The sequence below is a fragment of the Pseudomonas sp. KU43P genome (assembly GCF_033095865.1).
In the GTDB taxonomy this organism is placed as follows: domain Bacteria; phylum Pseudomonadota; class Gammaproteobacteria; order Pseudomonadales; family Pseudomonadaceae; genus Aquipseudomonas.
The window spans coordinates 717,501-736,281 of sequence record NZ_AP019365.1 but is presented as its reverse complement, the minus strand read 5'-3'; the positions used below and the strand labels follow the sequence as shown (position 1 = coordinate 736,281).

16 protein-coding genes and 3 rRNA genes (1 of these 19 running past the window's edge) are annotated in these 18,781 nt (G+C 60.2%); 2 read left to right on the top strand and 17 right to left on the bottom strand.

Features of this window, described 5'->3' with window-relative positions; genetic code table 11:
* Nucleotides 1-164 precede the first annotated feature (164 nt).
* The 5 genes from thiO to KU43P_RS03275 are packed head-to-tail and all read right to left on the bottom strand — an operon-like array spanning nucleotide 165 to nucleotide 3,003.
* Nucleotides 165-1,262 (bottom strand): glycine oxidase ThiO, encoded by a 1,098-nt coding sequence (gene thiO, locus KU43P_RS03295; RefSeq protein WP_317661063.1) that lies wholly within the window; start codon nucleotides 1,260-1,262, stop codon nucleotides 165-167.
* A 53-nt stretch (nucleotides 1,263-1,315) separates the two neighbouring features.
* Nucleotides 1,316-1,705, bottom strand: a complete 390-nt coding sequence (locus KU43P_RS03290; protein ID WP_317661062.1) for a type IV pilin protein — start codon at nucleotides 1,703-1,705, stop codon at nucleotides 1,316-1,318.
* Nucleotide 1,706: 1 nt separating this feature from the next.
* Nucleotides 1,707-2,180 (bottom strand): hypothetical protein, encoded by a 474-nt coding sequence (locus KU43P_RS03285; protein WP_317661061.1) that lies wholly within the window; start codon nucleotides 2,178-2,180, stop codon nucleotides 1,707-1,709.
* Nucleotides 2,177-2,824 carry a PilW family protein gene (locus KU43P_RS03280; RefSeq protein WP_317661060.1) on the bottom strand — a complete coding sequence of 216 codons (648 nt, stop codon included), beginning with the start codon at nucleotides 2,822-2,824 and terminating at the stop codon, nucleotides 2,177-2,179. Before KU43P_RS03280 ends, KU43P_RS03285 begins: the two co-directional genes overlap by 4 nt.
* On the bottom strand, nucleotides 2,821-3,003 hold the full coding sequence (locus KU43P_RS03275; protein ID WP_317661059.1) for a prepilin-type N-terminal cleavage/methylation domain-containing protein: 183 nt from the start codon (nucleotides 3,001-3,003) through the stop codon (nucleotides 2,821-2,823). Before KU43P_RS03275 ends, KU43P_RS03280 begins: the two co-directional genes overlap by 4 nt.
* A 109-nt stretch (nucleotides 3,004-3,112) precedes the next feature.
* Between KU43P_RS03275 and KU43P_RS03270 the strand changes: the two genes are divergently transcribed.
* Nucleotides 3,113-3,589 carry a GspH/FimT family protein gene (locus tag KU43P_RS03270; RefSeq protein WP_317661058.1) on the top strand — a complete coding sequence of 159 codons (477 nt, stop codon included), beginning with the start codon at nucleotides 3,113-3,115 and terminating at the stop codon, nucleotides 3,587-3,589.
* Here the strand turns inward: KU43P_RS03270 and ispH are convergent, their stop codons facing one another.
* The 6 genes from ispH to murJ form a co-directional block, all read right to left on the bottom strand.
* Nucleotides 3,590-4,537, bottom strand: coding sequence for a 4-hydroxy-3-methylbut-2-enyl diphosphate reductase (ispH, locus tag KU43P_RS03265; protein ID WP_317661057.1), 948 nt, complete (start codon nucleotides 4,535-4,537; stop codon nucleotides 3,590-3,592).
* 14 nt (nucleotides 4,538-4,551) lie between these two features.
* Entirely contained in the window at nucleotides 4,552-4,989 is a 438-nt protein-coding gene (fkpB, locus tag KU43P_RS03260) for an FKBP-type peptidyl-prolyl cis-trans isomerase (protein ID WP_317661056.1), read from the bottom strand.
* On the bottom strand, nucleotides 4,982-5,497 hold the full coding sequence (lspA, locus tag KU43P_RS03255) for a signal peptidase II (protein WP_317661055.1): 516 nt from the start codon (nucleotides 5,495-5,497) through the stop codon (nucleotides 4,982-4,984). The genes fkpB and lspA overlap by 8 nt, the downstream gene beginning before the upstream one ends.
* Complete coding sequence (ileS, locus tag KU43P_RS03250) at nucleotides 5,490-8,321, bottom strand: isoleucine--tRNA ligase (protein WP_317661054.1); 2,832 nt, start codon at nucleotides 8,319-8,321, stop codon at nucleotides 5,490-5,492. The genes lspA and ileS overlap by 8 nt, the downstream gene beginning before the upstream one ends.
* Nucleotides 8,318-9,268: a bifunctional riboflavin kinase/FAD synthetase gene (gene ribF / locus KU43P_RS03245; protein WP_317661053.1), complete on the bottom strand. Its 951-nt coding sequence runs from the start codon at nucleotides 9,266-9,268 to the stop codon at nucleotides 8,318-8,320. Before ribF ends, ileS begins: the two co-directional genes overlap by 4 nt.
* Nucleotides 9,269-9,386: 118 nt before the next feature.
* Nucleotides 9,387-10,925, bottom strand: coding sequence for a murein biosynthesis integral membrane protein MurJ (gene murJ / locus KU43P_RS03240; protein ID WP_317661052.1), 1,539 nt, complete (start codon nucleotides 10,923-10,925; stop codon nucleotides 9,387-9,389).
* Between the two features lie 251 nt (nucleotides 10,926-11,176).
* Between murJ and rpsT the strand changes: the two genes are divergently transcribed.
* Nucleotides 11,177-11,455, top strand: a complete 279-nt coding sequence (gene rpsT, locus KU43P_RS03235) for a 30S ribosomal protein S20 (RefSeq protein ID WP_003247625.1) — start codon at nucleotides 11,177-11,179, stop codon at nucleotides 11,453-11,455.
* 166 nt (nucleotides 11,456-11,621) lie between these two features.
* On the opposite strand, the gene KU43P_RS03230 is transcribed toward rpsT, so the two are convergent.
* The 6 genes from KU43P_RS03230 to KU43P_RS03205 all read right to left on the bottom strand — a co-directional run.
* A complete protein-coding gene (locus KU43P_RS03230; RefSeq protein WP_317661051.1) occupies nucleotides 11,622-13,922 on the bottom strand; it encodes a PqiB family protein in 2,301 nt (766 codons plus the stop codon).
* Nucleotides 13,915-14,538, bottom strand: a complete 624-nt coding sequence (locus KU43P_RS03225; RefSeq protein ID WP_317661050.1) for a paraquat-inducible protein A — start codon at nucleotides 14,536-14,538, stop codon at nucleotides 13,915-13,917. The genes KU43P_RS03230 and KU43P_RS03225 overlap by 8 nt, the downstream gene beginning before the upstream one ends.
* Nucleotides 14,525-15,175: a paraquat-inducible protein A gene (locus KU43P_RS03220; RefSeq protein WP_317661049.1), complete on the bottom strand. Its 651-nt coding sequence runs from the start codon at nucleotides 15,173-15,175 to the stop codon at nucleotides 14,525-14,527. Before KU43P_RS03220 ends, KU43P_RS03225 begins: the two co-directional genes overlap by 14 nt.
* Before the next feature lie 137 nt (nucleotides 15,176-15,312).
* A 5S ribosomal RNA gene (gene rrf, locus KU43P_RS03215) occupies nucleotides 15,313-15,428 on the bottom strand.
* 136 nt (nucleotides 15,429-15,564) lie between these two features.
* Nucleotides 15,565-18,456, bottom strand: a 23S ribosomal RNA gene (locus KU43P_RS03210).
* A gap of 298 nt (nucleotides 18,457-18,754) precedes the next feature.
* Nucleotides 18,755-18,781: ribosomal RNA gene (locus tag KU43P_RS03205) — 16S ribosomal RNA — on the bottom strand; it runs 1,510 nt beyond the window's last position.
* Together the 16S, 23S and 5S rRNA genes form the textbook arrangement of a ribosomal RNA operon.

The following is an 18,781-nucleotide window of genomic DNA, read 5'->3' as shown; positions in this document are numbered from 1 at the left end:
GGCTTGCCGGCTCCTACAGCGATAGCACCGCCCTCATGGCCTGCGATGTACCTGTGGGAGCTGGCTTGCCGGCTCCTACAGCGATAGCACCGCCCTCATGGCCTGCGCTGTACCTGTGGGAGCTGGCTTGCCGGCGAAAGGCCCGCAAAGCGGGCCCGGCGATCTCAACCCAGACGCCCTTCCGGCGCATACGGCGCCGGGTCGATAATCGGCTCGGCCCCGGTCAACAGGTCAGCAAACAACTGGCACGAAGCCGGCGCCAGTACCAACCCATTACGGTAGTGCCCGCAGTTCAGCCACAACCCCTCATGCCCCGGCACTCGCCCGATATACGGAACACCTTCGGGCGAGCCAGGCCGCAATCCAGCCCAGTGCCCCACTACTTCAGCCCCCTGAAGCTCGGGCAGCAATTCGATTGCCGAAGCCTTCAGGCTGGCCAATGCCTCCTCGGTCGGGGTCTTGTCATACCCGGCATGCTCCAAGGTGCTGCCCACCAGAATATGCCCATCCCGGCGCGGGATCGCATAACGCCCCTTGGCCAGTACCATGCTCGGCAAGAAGTCCGCGGCGCACTTGAACAGAATCATCTGCCCCTTCACCGGCTCCACCGGCAGATCGAGGCCAAGCGTGCGCAACAAGTCACCACTCCAGGCGCCTGCGCTGAGCACCACATCATCGGCCCGCAACACGCCCTCTGCCGTCTGCACGCCGACGACGCGCCCTTGTTCGTGCACAAAGCCGGTGATCTGGCAGTGTTCGCGCAAGGTCACGTTGGGCAGCGCCAGCAGCGCTGCCTTGAGCGACTTCACCAGCCGTGGGTTGCGCACGTTGGCAACGCCCGCCATGAAGATCGCCCGCTTGAAGCCCGGGCCTAGTACCGGCACGGCATCGTAGGCCGCCGAGATGTCCACGGCACTCAGTGGTCGCCCCTCGCGCTCGGCCCAGGCCAATGCTTGGGCCTCGTCGTCCAGGTCGAGCCAGTAAAGGCCAGTGGTGTGCACCTCAGGGTCCAGGCCGGTGCTGGCGAACAGGCGCTCGCCCAGCTGTGGATAAAAGTCCTGCGACCAATGCGCCAAGGCAGTCACTGCCGGGCTGTAGCGCCAGGGATACAGGGGCGAAACGATACCGCCACCGGCCCAGGACGACTCACGGCCGACCTCGCCCTGGTCACACACCACCACCTGCCCGACCTTCGCCGCCAGGTTGTATGCCGTCAGCAGGCCGATCACCCCGCCGCCCACCACCACTACTTGCTTGCTCATCTGTCGATCCAACACCTGAAGTAAAACCGCGATGCACGGGCATCATTCAACCTTCAGCTTCCCCAGCAGCGCTCTGCGGCCTCGACACCGCCCGGATTGCTGCGTACGAGCGCCTGGTCGAGCCGGAAATCGCCACAGCGGTCATCGGCCATCAGGCCACCCGGCAGGCGCCGGGCGAGCAGCGTGAAGGTGTCGCTGTCGCGAATGGCCTGCAGGCTGTAATGGCGGTTGGCGACGGGCAATGCAGGGTCGCCTTCGGCGTACTGGCCGGTGCGCACACGATGCTGTTCCAGGCGCAGGGCAGCGTCATGCAGCAGGCCGACCACTTCGCTGCGCGCGGCTCGCCGAAGCTGGTCGCTGTAACTGGGGTAGGCAATGGCTGCCAGAATGCCGATGACGGCCATGACAATCAACAACTCGATCAGGCTCAGGCCTTGCTGCATGTCAGTCTTCTCTCAGTCTCTGGCGCCAGAGGATGCGCTGGGGGGCTCGGGCTTGAGCGGTTGGCATCGCGTATACCGCCTCCAGCACCTGCCGGGCAGCCAGTTGCTTGCTGACTGCCGTGACGCGGTAAAGCGTGACCTGCTCACCTTCTGGCATGTGCGCGGCCTTGTCGGTGACGCCCAGGTTCTGTAGCTGGTAGTAGCCGCCCTGGGTGCTTTGCCATGGGCCTTGCAGCGCGTGCGGTCTCGGCGGCGGCAGACAACTCTGGCAAGGTCCAGGTGGCGCCCGTTGCAATACCTCTGCCCCGGCCAGCAGCGCGACTTCAGCTTGCTCGAATGCAAACAGGCCATCACGCATGGCGCCGGTCATTCGTGTATCAACCAGTGCATCGCGCAAGGCTGAAGCAGCCAACAAGCTCAGGAACACGCTCAGCACCAGTGCCAGCAGCAAGACCATGCCACGCTGACCGTTCATGGCCCTGGTACCGGGTTGCGCAGCGCTACGCTCAGCGCATGGCGCTGCTCGATCTCAAACGTTGGTTCGTACATCGTCAGTTGCAGGTCCACCCTCTGCCCTTGCGGGCTTTGTACAAGCGCCACTTGCAATTCACGAACATGATCGACCAGAGACTGCCTCTGATTACGCCTCGTAAACATGAGCGTGGTGCCTGACAACTCGTAGCGAATGCGGCTGATGGGGATTGCCATGAGTTCGTCTGTGGCTGGATAACGGCCGTTTTTTACCTGGGCCTTGCAGGTGCAGTCTGTCAGCAGAGTCCAGTCCGCAGGGCCGGTATGCCCGGGCAGTTCGGCGGCGACCAGGCTCAGGCTGGATGGGCCGATATCCAGCGGGCGGGTAAAAACTTGCCGGGCAGCCGGGCTTTCAAAGTCGCCTGGCTTCAGACGCAGGCAACCGAACATCCCCGCCAGGCGGATATCCTGGGCCATGCGCAACAGCGCCAGGCGAGCATCGTCCTGCAAGCGCAATGCAGCACCTTGCAGACGCCAGCTCTGGTGAGCGGAGGCGAACAGTTGACTGGTCGCCGCCAGCACCATCAGCCCGATGGCCAGCGCCAGCGTGGCTTCGAGCAACCCGAAACCGCTCTGACGACGCCTCATTGGCGATGCCTCTCTTGCTCACTGTGCTCCGCCATTGCCGCCTGCCCATCGCGTCGTGCACTGTCGACGGCCTGCAATGCCTTCAGCTGCAAGGCTGCTGCAGAAAAAATACCCACAGCCACCACCAATACTGCCAACAGCACTTCCAGAAGCGTCATGCCCTGCTGCTTTTCGTGCATCCCTGCTCCTCCCGCGACTTTTCCTGCAATTGCCTAGAACTTGCTCGACTGGACCTCATGTCCAGTGACCTTGAAGCTACAGCGAAGCACTTCCAGGGAGGACTGCACGGTGAAGCAACAGGGCGTAACACTGATTCAAATGATGTTTACCCTGGGGTTGGCTGCTTTGCTGACGCAACTCGGCATGCCGGCCTACGCCAAGTTAAGCGATAACCTGCACAGATCGGCAGCGGCACGGGATCTGGCTCATGCACTGCGCAGCGCACGGAGCCATGCCATGCTGCAGAGCCAGCCCGTGCTGGTGCAGCCTTTGGAAAATGATTGGGGGAAAGGCTGGCGAGTCATGCTTGAAAGCAATCACCAGTTATTGCGCGAACACCGCCTTGCACGCCCCATGAAAATCGCGAGCAATATCGGTGAGCAGGTGAGGTTCAGTGCGCTGGGCATTCCGCTCACCTACGCCAACACCTTCCAGAGTGGGACGCTGGAAATCTGTGACAGCCACTATCACGTCGTACTGGCGAAAACCGGCAGGATAAGCCTGCGCACGGGGGAACGAAAAAATCCGCTGTGCGCAGGCCAATGATCAGATCAGCGAGCGAACCCGCAGCTCTTTGGGCATGGAGAACGTGATGTTCTCCGGGCGCCCATCCAGCTCTTCGGCGCCCGTGGCGCCCCAGGCCTTCAGCTGATCGATCACACCACGTACCAGCACTTCGGGGGCCGAAGCACCGGCAGTGATGCCGATCCGTGCTGCCTGGTCGAACCAGCTGCGCTGCATGTCTTCGGCACCATCGATCAGATACGCCGGAGTACCCATGCGCTCGGCCAGCTCGCGCAGTCGGTTGGAGTTGGAACTGTTCGGGCTGCCCACCACCAGCACCACATCGCACTCGTCAGCCAGTTGCTTGACCGCATCTTGGCGGTTCTGGGTGGCGTAGCAGATGTCGTCCTTGCGCGGGCCACCAATGTTCGGGAAGCGCGAACGCAGAGCGTCGATGACACGGCTGGTGTCGTCCATCGACAACGTGGTCTGGGTAACGAAGGCCAGGTGGTCCGGGTCGTTCACCTGCAGCTTGGCGACATCGTCTTCGTCTTCGACGAGGTAGATGGCGCCGCCGTTGCTGGCGTCGTACTGGCCCATGGTGCCTTCGACTTCCGGGTGCCCTTCATGGCCGATCAGGATGGTTTCGCGACCATCCCGGCTGTACTTGGCCACTTCGATGTGCACCTTGGTGACCAACGGGCAGGTCGCGTCGAACACCTTCAGGCCACGGCCGGCGGCCTCCTGGCGCACGGCTTGGGACACACCGTGAGCGCTGAAGATGACGATGACATCGTCCGGCACCTGGTCCAGCTCTTCGACGAAGATGGCGCCACGGTTACGCAGGTCTTCCACCACGAACTTGTTGTGCACCACTTCGTGGCGCACATAGATCGGTGGGCCGAAGACTTCCAGCGCCCGGTTGACGATCTCGATCGCCCGGTCGACCCCTGCGCAGAAGCCGCGTGGGTTGGCGAGTTTGATTTGCATGCTCGGCTCCAGGCTTACAGGGCCTTCACCTCGAGGATCTCTACCTCGAAGGTCAGGGTCTTGCCAGCCAGTGGGTGATTGAAGTCGATGGTCACCTGATCGTCATCGAACGCTTTGACCACACCCGGCAGCTCGGTGTTGGCGGCATCGTTGAAGATGATCAGCAGCCCTTCGGACAACTCCATGCCTTCGAAGTTGGACCGCGGCATGACTTGCACGTTCTGCGGGTTTGGCTGGCCGAAGGCATTCTCCGGAGCCACCACCACGGTGCGCTTGTCACCGGCCTTGAAGCCGAACAGCGCGGTCTCGAAACCGGGCAGCAGGTTGCCGTCACCGACCTTGAAGGTGGCCGGGGCCTTGTCGAACGTGCTGTCGACGGTATCGCCGTTTTCCAGGTGCAGCGCGAAGTGCAGGGTGACTTCGGTGTTCTGGCCGATACGGGTGTCAGTCATGGGCCGGTTCCTCGGACTTCTTGCTCTTGAACATATCCAGCGCCAGCATCACCGCACCAACGGTGATGGCGCTGTCGGCCAGGTTGAAGGCCGGGAAGTGATGAATATTCTTCCAGTGCACCAGGATGAAATCGACCACATGGCCCAGCACGATGCGGTCGTACAGGTTGCCCAGTGCACCGCCCAGCACCAGCGCCAGCGCCACTGCCAGCCAGGTCTCGCCGCGCCCCAGGCGCTTGAGCCAGACCACTAGCACGCCACTGACCACCACCGCGATCAGGGCGAACAGCCAGCGCTGCCAGCCGGAGCTGTCGGCCAGGAAGCTGAACGCCGCGCCGGTGTTGTAGGCCAGGGTCCAGCTGAAGTAGTCAGGGATGACCACGATCTGCTGGTACATGCTCAGGGCGTTGTTGAAATACAGCTTGGTGGCCTGGTCAAGGACCAGGACCAGCAGGCTGAGCCAGAGCCAGGCGAGGCGCCCGAAGCGCCCCGCTGCAGGATTAGGCATAGTGGCGCACCTCGCCCGAACCGCTCAGGTTGTCGACGCAACGGCTGCAGATTTCCGGATGCTCCGGGTGGCTGCCGACGTCGGCGCGGAAGTGCCAGCAACGGCCGCACTTGGCGTGGCCGGACTTGACCACTTTCAGCTTGAGGCCTTCGACTTCGGTGGCCACGGCATCGGCCGGGGCCTGGACGAACGGCACCACGCTGGCAGCGGAGGTGATCAGCACGAAGCGCAGCTCGTCGCCCAGCTTGCCCAGGTCGGCGCTCAGGCCTTCTTCGGCGAACAGGGTGACTTCGGCCTGCAGGTTGCCGCCGATGACCTTGGCGGTACGCTGGTTTTCCAGCTCCTTGTTCACCGCAGCCTTGACGGCCATCACGCGGTCCCAGTAGGCGCGGTCCAGCTCGGTGCCTTCCGGCAGCTCGCTCAGGCCCTGGTACCAGCCGTTGAGCATCACCGACTCGTTGCGCTCGCCCGGCAGGTACTGCCAGATCTCGTCGGCGGTGAAGGCCAGGATCGGCGCGATCCAGCGCACCAGCGCCTCGCTGATGTGGTACAGCGCGGTCTGGCAGGAACGGCGGGCGACACTGTTGGCGCCGGTGGTGTACTGGCGGTCCTTGATGATGTCGAGGTAGAAGCCGCCCAGCTCCTGCACGCAGAAGTTGTGGATCTTCGAGTAGACGTTCCAGAAACGGTATTCGCCGTAGTGCTCTTCCAGCTCGCGCTGCAGCAGCAGGGTACGGTCCACCGCCCAGCGGTCCAGGGCCAGCATGTCTTCCGGGGCCAGCAGGTCGCGGGCCGGGTCGAAGCCGGACAGGTTGGAGAGCAGGAAGCGCGCAGTGTTGCGGATACGGCGGTAGGCGTCGGCGCTGCGCTGCAGGATCTGCTCGGAAACAGCCATTTCACCGGAGTAGTCGGTGGCCGAAACCCACAGGCGCAGGATGTCGGCACCCAGGGTGTTGTTGACCTTCTCCGGTTCGATGGTGTTGCCCAGCGACTTGGACATCTTGCGGCCGCTCTCGTCCACGGTGAAGCCATGGGTCAGCAGCTCGCGGTATGGCGCGTGGCCATCGATGGCGCAGCCGGTCAGCAAGGACGAGTGGAACCAGCCGCGGTGCTGGTCGGAACCTTCCAGGTACAGGTCGGCGACCGGGCCGGTGGCATGGCCGATGTCGTGCGAGCCACGCAGCACGTGCCAGTGGGTGGTGCCGGAGTCGAACCACACGTCCAGGGTGTCGGTGATCTTGTCGTACTGGGCGGCTTCGTCACCGAGCAGTTCGCAGGCGTCCAGCTTGAACCAGGCCTCGATGCCTTCCTGTTCGACGCGCTTGGCCACCGCTTCCATCAGCTCGACAGTGCGCGGGTGCAGCTCGCCGGTCTGCTTGTGCAGGAAGAACGGGATCGGCACACCCCAGTTGCGCTGACGCGAGATGCACCAGTCAGGGCGGTTGGCGATCATCGAATGCAGGCGCGCTTGGCCCCAAGCGGGCACGAACTGGGTGTCTTCGATGGCCTTGAGGGCGCGCTCGCGCAGGTTGTCGCCGCTGTTGGGCTGCTTGTCCATGCCGACGAACCACTGCGCGGTGGCGCGGTAGATCAGCGGGGTCTTGTGGCGCCAGCAGTGCATGTAGCTGTGGCTGATGGTTTCGGTGTGCATCAGCGCACCGACTTCGCTCAGCTTCTCGACGATGGCCGGGTTGGCCTTCCAGATGAACTGGCCGCCGAAGAACTCCAGCGACTCCACGTACACGCCGTTGCTTTGCACCGGGGTAAGGATGTCGTCGTTGACCATGCCGTAGCGCTTGCAGGTGACGAAGTCGTCTTCACCGTAGGCAGGTGCGGAGTGGACAACGCCAGTACCGGCTCCCAGCTCGACGTAGTCGGCGAGGTAGATCGGCGACAAGCGGTCATAGAACGGGTGGCGGAAGTTGACCAGCTCCAGGGCCGAACCTTGGGCGGTAGCGATGACCGTGCCTTCCAGGTTGTAGCGCTTGAGGCACGACTCCACCAGCTCTTCGGCCAGCACCAGCAGACGCTCGCCGGTATCGACCAGGGCGTACTTGAACTCCGGGTGGATGTTCAGGGCCTGGTTGGCAGGGATGGTCCACGGGGTGGTGGTCCAGATCACGATGGCGGCAGGCTTGGCCAGCGCCGGCAGGCCGAAGGCAGCGGCCAGCTTGTCGGCGTCGGCGACCGGGAAGGCTACGTCGATGGTCTGGGATTTCTTGTCGGCGTATTCGACTTCGGCCTCGGCCAAAGCCGAACCGCAATCGAAGCACCAGTTCACGGGCTTGAGGCCCTTGAACACGAAACCTTGCTTGACCATTTCGGCCAGGGCGCGGATTTCACCGGCCTCGTTGGCGAAGTTCATGGTCTTGTAGGGGTTGTCCCAGTCACCCAGCACACCCAAGCGGATGAATTCGGTCTTCTGCCCTTCGATCTGCTCTGCAGCGTACTCGCGGCACAGCTCGCGGGTGCGGTCGGCGCTCAGGTGCTTGCCATGGGTGACTTCGACTTTGTGCTCGATCGGCAGGCCGTGGCAGTCCCAGCCCGGTACGTAGGGCGCGTCGAAGCCCGACAGGGTCTTGGAGCGGACGATCATGTCCTTGAGAATCTTGTTCAGCGCATGACCGATGTGAATCTTGCCGTTGGCATAGGGCGGGCCGTCGTGCAGGACGAACTTGGGACGATCCTTGCCAATTTCGCGCAGCTTCTGGTACAGGCCAATGCTGTCCCAGCGCTGCAGGATCTGCGGTTCGCGCTGAGGCAGGCCGGCCTTCATGGGGAAGGCGGTGTCCGGAAGGTTAAGCGTGGCTTTGTAGTCGGTCATTTCAGGCTCTTCGTTAGCGGTTGAGCGTGCCAATGTGCACGTGCGGCGGCGATATCCGCATCGATCGCCGACTTCAGCGCCTCCAGGGAGGCGAATCGCTGCTCTTCACGCAGCTTGTGGTGGAATTCCACCGTCAGGCGCCGGCCATACAGATCGCCGGCATAATCCAGTAGATGAATTTCGAGGTGCGGGCGGCCGTCACCGGCCACGGTGGGGCGTACCCCGATGTTGCCGACACCCGCCCAGGCCTTGCCGTCGATCTCGATGCTGGCCAGGTATACCCCGGACAACGGCACGCGGCGGCGCTTGAGCTGGATGTTGGCGGTGGGCGTGCCGAGCTGGCGAGCCAGCTTCTGGCCGTGCAACACGCGCCCGGTAATGCGATAAGGGCGGCCCAGCAGGTGCTCGGCCAGCTCGAAGTTGCCCTCGGACAGTGCCTTGCGCACCTCGGTGCTGCTGACCCGCAGGCCATCCTGGATCACCGTGTTGGCGGCCTCGACGGTGAAACCGTATTGCTTGCCGGCCTCGACCAGGAAGGCGAAATCGCCAGCGCGGTCGCAACCGAAGCGGAAGTCGTCGCCCACTTCAAGGTGGCGTACGCCCAGGCCGTCGACCAGGATCGCCTTGACGAACTCATCGGCGCTGAGTTTGCTCAGGCGCTGGTTGAAGGCCAGGCACAGCACCCGATCAATGCCTTCGGCGGCCAGCAGCTCGACCTTGTCGCGCAGGCGCGCCAGGCGAGCCGGGGCGGTATCGGGCGCAAAATACTCGCGTGGCTGTGGCTCGAAGATCACCACGCAGGTCGGCAGGCCCAAGGCCTGACCGCGCTCGCGCAGGCGCGCCAGGATAGCCTGGTGGCCACGGTGAACCCCGTCGAAGTTGCCAATGGTGGCGACACAGCCCCGATGCTCGGGGCGCAGGTTGTGAAGACCTCGAACCAGCTGCATAACGCGCTTCTTGCTCATAAAGTGGCCGATTATAACCACACCCGGGCGCTGGTGACAGGCAGCAGCGCCCGGGGGCGGCGTGGAATACGAAAAACCGACGCCTGACCCGCCTCGTGCCTCAGTGCAAGGCCTTGCGGGCGAAATGCCGGGGCCTGAAGCCGCACAGGTAGAGGCAACCGAAATAGGTCACCACACCCGCCGCGATCAACGCCCCAAGGCGCATGAAGCGGGCCAGCATGTTGCCTTGCTCCCAGGCTGGCAGGTAGTGCATGCCCAGCAGCAGAACAGCTGCCATCAGCGACACGGCCAATATCAGCTTGAGCAGGAACAGCATCCAGCCCGGTTGCGGCTGAAACAACTGCTGGCTGCGCAGCTTCCAGAACAGCAGGCTGGCGTTCAGGCAGGCACCGAGGCTGATCGCCAGGGCGAGGCCTGCGTGCTTGAGCGGGCCGATCAGCGCCAGGTTGAACAGCTGGGTGCAGACCAGGGTGAAGATCGCGATCTTCACCGGCGTGCGGATATTCTGCTGCGCATAGAAGCCCGGTGCCAGTACCTTGACCAGAATGATCGCCAGCAGGCCCACCGAATAGGCAATCAGCGCGCGCTGGGTCATGGCCGCGTCGTACGCGCTGAACTTGCCGTACTGGAACAGCGCCACGGTCAGCGGCTCGGCCAGGATCGCCAGGGCCAGGGTGCAAGGCAGTACCAGCAGGAAGCACAGGCGCAGGCCCCAGTCCATGATCCGCGAATATTCTTCACGGTCCTTGTTGGCGTAGGTCTTGGCCAGGGTTGGCAGCAGAATGGTGCCCAGCGCCACACCGAGAACGCCCGAAGGCAGTTCCATCAGGCGGTCGGCGTAATACATCCACGATACCGATCCGGCCACCAGGAAGGAGGCGAAGATGGTGTTGATGATCAGCGAGATCTGGCTGACCGAGACCCCGAGAATCGCCGGCAGCATCTGCTTGAGTACCCGCCACACGCCAGTGTCGCGCAGGTTCAGGCGTGGCAGCACGAGCATGCCGATCTTTTTCAATGCCGGCAGTTGGTACAGCAGCTGGGCCAGGCCGCCGGCCAGCACGCCCCAGGCCAAGGCCATGATCGGCGGATCGAAATACGGTGTGAGCAGCACGGCGAAGGCGATCATCGCCACGTTCAGCAGCGTCGGCGTGAAGGCCGGTACCGAGAAGCGGTTCCAGGTATTGAGGATCGCGCCAGCCAGGGACGACAGCGAGATCAGCAATATATAAGGAAAGGTCACCCGCAACAGGGCGGTGGTCAGCTCGTATTTTTCGGTGCTGTCGACAAAGCCGGGGGCGGTAGCCCACACCACCCAGGGTGCGGCAAGGATGCCGACGGCCGTGACCAGGGCCAGGACCAGCGTCAGCAGGCCGCTGACATAGGCAATGAAGGTGCGCGTAGCCTCCTCGCCCTGCTGGGTCTTGTATTCGGCCAGAATGGGCACGAAGGCCTGAGAGAAGGCCCCTTCTGCGAAGATCCGCCGCAACAGGTTGGGCAGCTTGAAGGCGATGAAAAAGGCGTCGGTGGCAATGCCGGCGCCGAATACACGGGCCAGAATCGTATCGCGCACGAAGCCCAACACCCTGGAAATCATGGTGATGGAGCTGACTGCAGCCAGGGATTTGAGCAGATTCATCGAAAAGATTCACGCCAATGACAGAGGACGCTGCCAGACAGCGTCCGAATGTGCGATACTCCCGCGCCTTCGCAGGGGAGCCAAAAATTCCCGAGTTTACAGGTCGTGCAGCAGAAAGGAATTCTTTCCCTTCCGTTGGTGCACCGCTCGGCGGAACCCTGCAGGTGGCCTTGACATCCGTTCGACTGATCGGCATGATTCGCGGCCTATTTTGTTTGCTATTTACCTAAAGTCTTTCGAGGAGCTCGACGGTGGCCAACACACCTTCCGCCAAGAAACGTGCAAAACAGGCTGAGAAGCGTCGCAGCCACAACGCCAGCCTGCGTTCCATGGTCCGCACCTACATCAAGAATGTAGTTAAAGCCATCGACGCAAAAGACGCCGAAAAAGCGCAAGCCGCTTACGTTCTGGCTGTGCCTGTAATCGACCGTATGGCCGACAAGGGCATCATCCACAAGAACAAAGCTGCTCGCCACAAAGGCCGTCTGAATGGCCACATCAAGGCGCTGAAAGAAGCTGCAGCTGCCTAAGCGACGTTCTTGTCGAAAAACCGACCCTAGGGTCGGTTTTTTATTGCCTGCGATTTGATGATCTTGCCAGTACTGGCCTCATCGCACCGGCCCCCACAGAGGCCGGTGCGATACCTGTGGGAGCCGGCTTGCCGGCGATTGGGCCGCATCGCAGCCCTCTCCCGTACTACTTGGCGATCTGAATCTTCGGTGCCCACTGCAGCCATTCATCTTCCGCCTGGTCGAACAGGGCGAAAGTCTGCTGCGGCCGGGCCGGATTGCCCATCTGTTCACCATCAGGCGTGGCGAAGGCAATGCCGCCGTCTATGAGCGTCTCCAGCGACTCGGTCCGCACCGTAGCCCCTTTGAGCAGCCCCCAATCGAAGCCAAACCCGCTGCTGTTCCAGAATCGGCTGCCACTGCGCACCAGAGCGGCATAGCGCGGCTCGATCAGGATATGGATCAACACCCGGTCAGCACTCTGGCCCAGCTCGAAACCGGTAACCTTGCCCACCGCGACCTCACGATAGGTCACTGGCACCCCAGGCTTGATCGAGCCACGTCGAGGCGCGCTCAGGGTGAGCGGTAAACCAACCTCCTGGCCTACCACCTCGGGAGCTTCGGCCAACGCAATGAAGTCACGCTGCGGGCCTTTATCCTTGGCCGACGGCTGCACCTCCAGGTACTGCCCGCCAATCAAGGTGTCGAGGTTCTCGGTACGCACCAGGCCGAGCGCCGGCTTGACCACCCAGAACTGCGTCCCCACCCGCGCAATACGGTCAGCTGCCTCGGTGATGCGCGCACGCAGCAGCACTGCTTGCAGGTCCTTGGTCAGGTCGACACTCTCGACACTGCCCACATCCAGGCCGCGGAAGCGGATTGGCGTGCCCGCCTTGAGACCGTCCGCACGGTCGACACGAATGGTGACCAGGGTGCCCGTGCGGTTCACCGCTTCCTGGCTTTCCAGCAGGCGGAAACGCGGAATGCGGCGCTTGAGCGCAACGTTCGGGGTTGGCGTGTCGAAGGCAATACCACCGGCCATCAGGGTCTGCAGCGATTCGCTCTTGATCTTGATGCCCGACAGGCCGCCCGTGAGGGTAATGCCACTGACATTCCAGAAGCGCGACGAGCCGTTGACCAGGTTCTCGTACTCTTTCTCGATATGTACGCCGATCAGGATGCGATTGCTGTTGCGGGCGAACTGGTAGCTCTGCACGCTACCGACCTTCACTTGGCGGTACATCACCGGGCTGCCGACTTCCAGCGAGCCGAGGGTATCTGCGAATAGCACCATGTGCAGGCCTGGCGCCTTGAGGTCGAGCGGCGGTGCCTTGGGCCTCGCTTCGAACTCGCGCTGCGGCGTAGCCCCCTTCTCACCTGGGCGGATGGCGATGTAGTTGCCCTTTACCAAGGCTTCCAGGCCAGTGATACCCGCCAGCGAGATGGACGGCTTGACCACCCAAAACTGCGTACCGTCGACCAGGTAGTCTTCGGTGAGTGGATCCAGAGTCAGCTCGGCCATCGCACTGGCCAGGTTATCTTCCATTTTCAGCGCTTTCAGCGAACCGACCTGGATGCCCTTGTACATCACCGGCGTACGGCCAGCCTGCAGGCCTTCGTAGTCGTTCAGCTTGACCTTGACCCGAATGCCTGCCTGAGCCGCATCGAAGTCTTCATACAGGCGGAACGGAAGATTGGGGTCGGTGGGCGGGCTGTCCTTGCGGTATTCCGGTGTGGCAAAGGCGATACCCCCGGCGACAATGCTGGACAACGATTCGCTGCGCACCTTCACCCCCGACAGGTCGGCGTCGATGCTGATGCCGCTGGCGTTCCAGAAACGCGTGTGCTTGCGCACCAGGCTGGCGTAGGCCGGCTCGATGAATACCTTGACCTCGACCGTGCTCTGGTCATCGGAGAGGCGGTAGCTCTTCACCCGGCCGACCTGGATCTGCTTATAGAAAACCGGGCTGTCGCGGTTGAGCGACCCCAGGCGATCGGCCTTGAGCGTCAGGTGCAGGCCCGGCTCACTATCCGACAATGGCGGTGCCACTTTCAGCGCGGTGAAACGCTTGGTCCGCTCACCCTCACCGGGGCTGACGGCAATGTAGTTACCAGACATCAGCGTCTCCAGGCCGGAAATACCGGCCAGGCTCACACTGGGCTTCACCAGCCAGAAACGCGTGCCCTTGGTCAGGTGCGGTTCTGCGGCCTTGTTCATCTCGATGGTGGCTATCACACCCTGCTTTTCGCCTTTGGCGTCGAGCACCAGACTCTTGACCTTGCCGACCGGCATGCCTTTGTAGATCACTTCGGTCTTGTTCGCGACGATGCCTTCGCCGCTTTCGAAACGCACCTCGATTTCCACGCCTGCATCGCGATACGCCTGCCAGGCCAGCCAACCGCCGATCATCAGCGCGATCAGCGGCAGAATCCAGATTGCCGACCAATTGGAGGCGGGGCGGGTTTTGGCCGTAGGCAAGTCACTCATGGTCGTCATCCGACTCCGTGTTATCCCAAATCAGTCGGGGATCGAAAGTTAAAGCAGCAAGCATCGTGAGAATCACCACAGTTGCGAAGGCGACAGCGCCCAGGTTGGCTTCGACACTGGCAATGCGGCCGAAATTCACCACCGCCACCAGAATGGCAATGACGAAGATGTCCAGCATGGACCAGCGCCCTATGAACTCGATGAAGCGGTACATCAATATCCGTTGCCGCGCCGATAACGGTTGGCGACGCTGCACGGAGTACAGCAACAGGCCAATGCCGATCAACTTGAAGGTCGGCACCAGGATACTGGCGATGAACACCACCGCGGCAATCGGCACCATACCGTGCTTGAGCAGGGTAATGACGCCGGACATGATGGTGTCCGGGCTCCCCTGCCCCAAGGAGCTGACGGTCATGATCGGCAACACGTTGGCCGGAATGTACAGAATCGACGCAGCGATGAGCAGTGCCCATGTGCGCACGATGCTGTTGGGCCGCCGCGCATGCACGATGGCGCCACAGCGCGTGCAGGTCTGCGTGCCTTGTTCGTTGTCTTGCCGGTTCAGTTCATGGCACTCGTTGCACACCCGAATGCCCGCATCAATCGCCCGCATGCAGATCCTCCCCCGACAACGCACTCCAGATCTGGTGTGGCGACATCACCACTTCGAGCCAGACCTGAACCAGCAGCAGGCTGATGAAACAGAAAAGACCCAGCCCCACGTTCAGCTCGGCCAGATCCACCAATTTGACGATCGCGACCAGCACGCCCATGAAATAGACCTCGAGCATGCCCCAGTCACGTAGATGGTGATAGATGCGATAACAGAGCAGGCCGTAGCTGCGCCCGATGTTCAGGCGAATGCTCAGCAGCACCGCTAGCTGGCAGAGCAGTTTGAGCAAGGGAATGGCCATGCTGCACAGGAATACCACGATGGCGACGCCGCGCATCTCGGAATTGTACAACCCCACCACACCACTCCAGACCGTGTCGTCTGAAGTCTGGCCAAGCAGGTGCAATTGCATGATCGGCAGAAAATTGGCTGGCACGAAAAGCAGCAGTGCTGTCAGCACCAGAGCCAGGCTACGGTTGACCACATTGTGGCGATGGGCGTACAGCTCGTAGCCACAACGGGGGCATTGGGCTTTTTCGTCATGCTGCAGGACTGGCTTGCGCATCAGCAGGTCGCACTCATGACAGGCGACCAGTTCATCCAGCGGCAACTGCTCTAGGGCTTCGGTTTCAGGCATCTTGGGATTCTGAATAGGTACGTCGGACTATTCTAGTGGCCCAGCTCGAAATGTGGGAGACGACGAAGGCCCGACTTTCCAAGGTAGAAAGACAAAACCCCTACCTGCTCGCGCAGATAGGGGTTTTGCGAAATTAATCTTGACGATGACCTACTCTCACATGGGGAAACCCCACACTACCATCGGCGATGCATCGTTTCACTGCTGAGTTCGGGATGGGATCAGGTGGTTCCAATGCTCTATGGTCGTCAAGAAATTCTGTTGCCAGAATGTCCAGATGGACAGCCCAGCGAATTCGGATATGCGATATTTGTGATGTTGCTTGCGAACTTTCGGTTCGTTTCGTCTTCACCACCGCAATCTGCGTCAGCAAATTGCTTGGGTGTTATATGGTCAAGCCTCACGGGCAATTAGTATTGGTTAGCTCAACGCCTCACAGCGCTTACACACCCAACCTATCAACGTCGTAGTCTTCGACGGCCCTTTAGGGGATTCAAGATCCCAGTGAGATCTCATCTTGAGGCAAGTTTCCCGCTTAGATGCTTTCAGCGGTTATCTCTTCCGAACATAGCTACCCGGCAATGCCACTGGCGTGACAACCGGAACACCAGAGGTTCGTCCACTCCGGTCCTCTCGTACTAGGAGCAGCCCCTCTCAAATCTCAAACGTCCACGGCAGATAGGGACCGAACTGTCTCACGACGTTCTAAACCCAGCTCGCGTACCACTTTAAATGGCGAACAGCCATACCCTTGGGACCGGCTTCAGCCCCAGGATGTGATGAGCCGACATCGAGGTGCCAAACACCGCCGTCGATATGAACTCTTGGGCGGTATCAGCCTGTTATCCCCGGAGTACCTTTTATCCGTTGAGCGATGGCCCTTCCATACAGAACCACCGGATCACTAAGACCTACTTTCGTACCTGCTCGACGTGTTTGTCTCGCAGTCAAGCGCGCTTTTGCCTTTATACTCTACGACCGATTTCCGACCGGTCTGAGCGCACCTTCGTACTCCTCCGTTACTCTTTGGGAGGAGACCGCCCCAGTCAAACTACCCACCATACACTGTCCTCGATCCGGATAACGGACCTGAGTTAGAACCTCAAAGTTGCCAGGGTGGTATTTCAAGGATGGCTCCATGAGAACTGGCGTCCCCACTTCAAAGCCTCCCACCTATCCTACACAAGCAAATTCAAAGTCCAGTGCAAAGCTATAGTAAAGGTTCACGGGGTCTTTCCGTCTAGCCGCGGATACACTGCATCTTCACAGCGATTTCAATTTCACTGAGTCTCGGGTGGAGACAGCGCCGCCATCGTTACGCCATTCGTGCAGGTCGGAACTTACCCGACAAGGAATTTCGCTACCTTAGGACCGTTATAGTTACGGCCGCCGTTTACCGGGGCTTCGATCAAGAGCTTCGCTTGCGCTAACCCCATCAATTAACCTTCCGGCACCGGGCAGGCGTCACACCCTATACGTCCACTTTCGTGTTTGCAGAGTGCTGTGTTTTTAATAAACAGTCGCAGCGGCCTGGTATCTTCGACCGGCGTGGGCTTACGCAGCAAGTGCTTCACCCTCACCGGCGCACCTTCTCCCGAAGTTACGGTGCCATTTTGCCTAGTTCCTTCACCCGAGTTCTCTCAAGCGCCTTGGTATTCTCTACCTAACCACCTGTGTCGGTTTGGGGTACGGTTCCCAGTTATCTGAAGCTTAGGAGCTTTTCTTGGAAGCATGGCATCAACCACTTCGTCGCCTAATGGCAACTCGTCATCAGCTCTCGGCCTTGAAATCCCGGATTTGCCTAAGATTTCAGCCTACCACCTTAAACTTGGACAACCAACGCCAAGCTGGCCTAGCCTTCTCCGTCCCTCCATCGCAATAACTGGAAGTACAGGAATATTAACCTGTTTTCCATCGACTACGCTTTTCAGCCTCGCCTTAGGGACCGACTAACCCTGCGTCGATTAACGTTGCGCAGGAAACCTTGGTCTTTCGGCGTGCGAGTTTTTCACTCGCATTGTCGTTACTCATGTCAGCATTCGCACTTCTGATACCTCCAGCAAGCTTCTCAACTCACCTTCACAGGCTTACAGAACGCTCCTCTACCGCGTCATCAAAGATGACACCCGTAGCTTCGGTGCATGGTTTGAGCCCCGTTACATCTTCCGCGCAGGCCGACTCGACTAGTGAGCTATTACGCTTTCTTTAAAGGGTGGCTGCTTCTAAGCCAACCTCCTAGCTGTCTAAGCCTTCCCACATCGTTTCCCACTTAACCATGACTTTGGGACCTTAGCTGACGGTCTGGGTTGTTTCCCTTTTCACGACGGACGTTAGCACCCGCCGTGTGTCTCCCATGCTCGGCACTTGTAGGTATTCGGAGTTTGCATCGGTTTGGTAAGTCGGGATGACCCCCTAGCCGAAACAGTGCTCTACCCCCTACAGTGATACATGAGGCGCTACCTAAATAGCTTTCGAGGAGAACCAGCTATCTCCGAGCTTGATTAGCCTTTCACTCCGATCCACAGGTCATCCGCTAACTTTTCAACGGTAGTCGGTTCGGTCCTCCAGTCAGTGTTACCTAACCTTCAACCTGCCCATGGATAGATCGCCCGGTTTCGGGTCTATACCCAGCGACTAAACGCCCTATTAAGACTCGCTTTCGCTACGCCTCCCCTATTCGGTTAAGCTCGCCACTGAATATAAGTCGCTGACCCATTATACAAAAGGTACGCAGTCACCTAACAAAGTAGGCTCCCACTGCTTGTACGCATACGGTTTCAGGTTCTATTTCACTCCCCTCTCCGGGGTTCTTTTCGCCTTTCCCTCACGGTACTGGTTCACTATCGGTCAGTCAGTAGTATTTAGCCTTGGAGGATGGTCCCCCCATATTCAGACAAAGTTTCTCGTGCTCCGTCCTACTCGATTTCATTGATAAGAGATTTTCGTGTACGGGGCTATCACCCACTATGGCCACACTTTCCAGAGTGTTCCACTAATCTCAAACCAACTTAAGGGCTGGTCCCCGTTCGCTCGCCACTACTAAGGGAATCTCGGTTGATTTCTTTTCCTCAGGGTACTTAGATGTTTCAGTTCCCCTGGTTCGCCTCTTGCACCTATGTATTCAGTACAAGATAACCAGCTTATGCTGGCTGGGTTCCCCCATTCAGAGATCTCTGGATCACAGTCTGTTTGCCGACTCCCCAAAGCTTATCGCAGGCTACCACGTCTTTCATCGCCTCTGACTGCCAAGGCATCCACCGTATGCGCTTCTTCACTTGACCATATAACCCCAAGCAATCTGGTTATACTGTGAAGACGACATTCGCCGAAAATTCGCATGTTGCGCTTTCGCGCAGAACTCACAAATTTTACCTTAGCCTGATCACACACCAGTGAAAGTGCGTGTCAGTCTATATCTATCACATATCCGAATTTTTAAAGAACGATCTGACAAAAGCCAGAAATCAGCATTCAAGCAGAATGCTCATTTCTGAGTTCTGATCAGGAACAGCGTTATCGCCTTCGACAATGAATCAAGCAATTCGTGTGGGAGCTCATCAGCAGGCTGATGTCGTCGATTAAGGAGGTGATCCAGCCGCAGGTTCC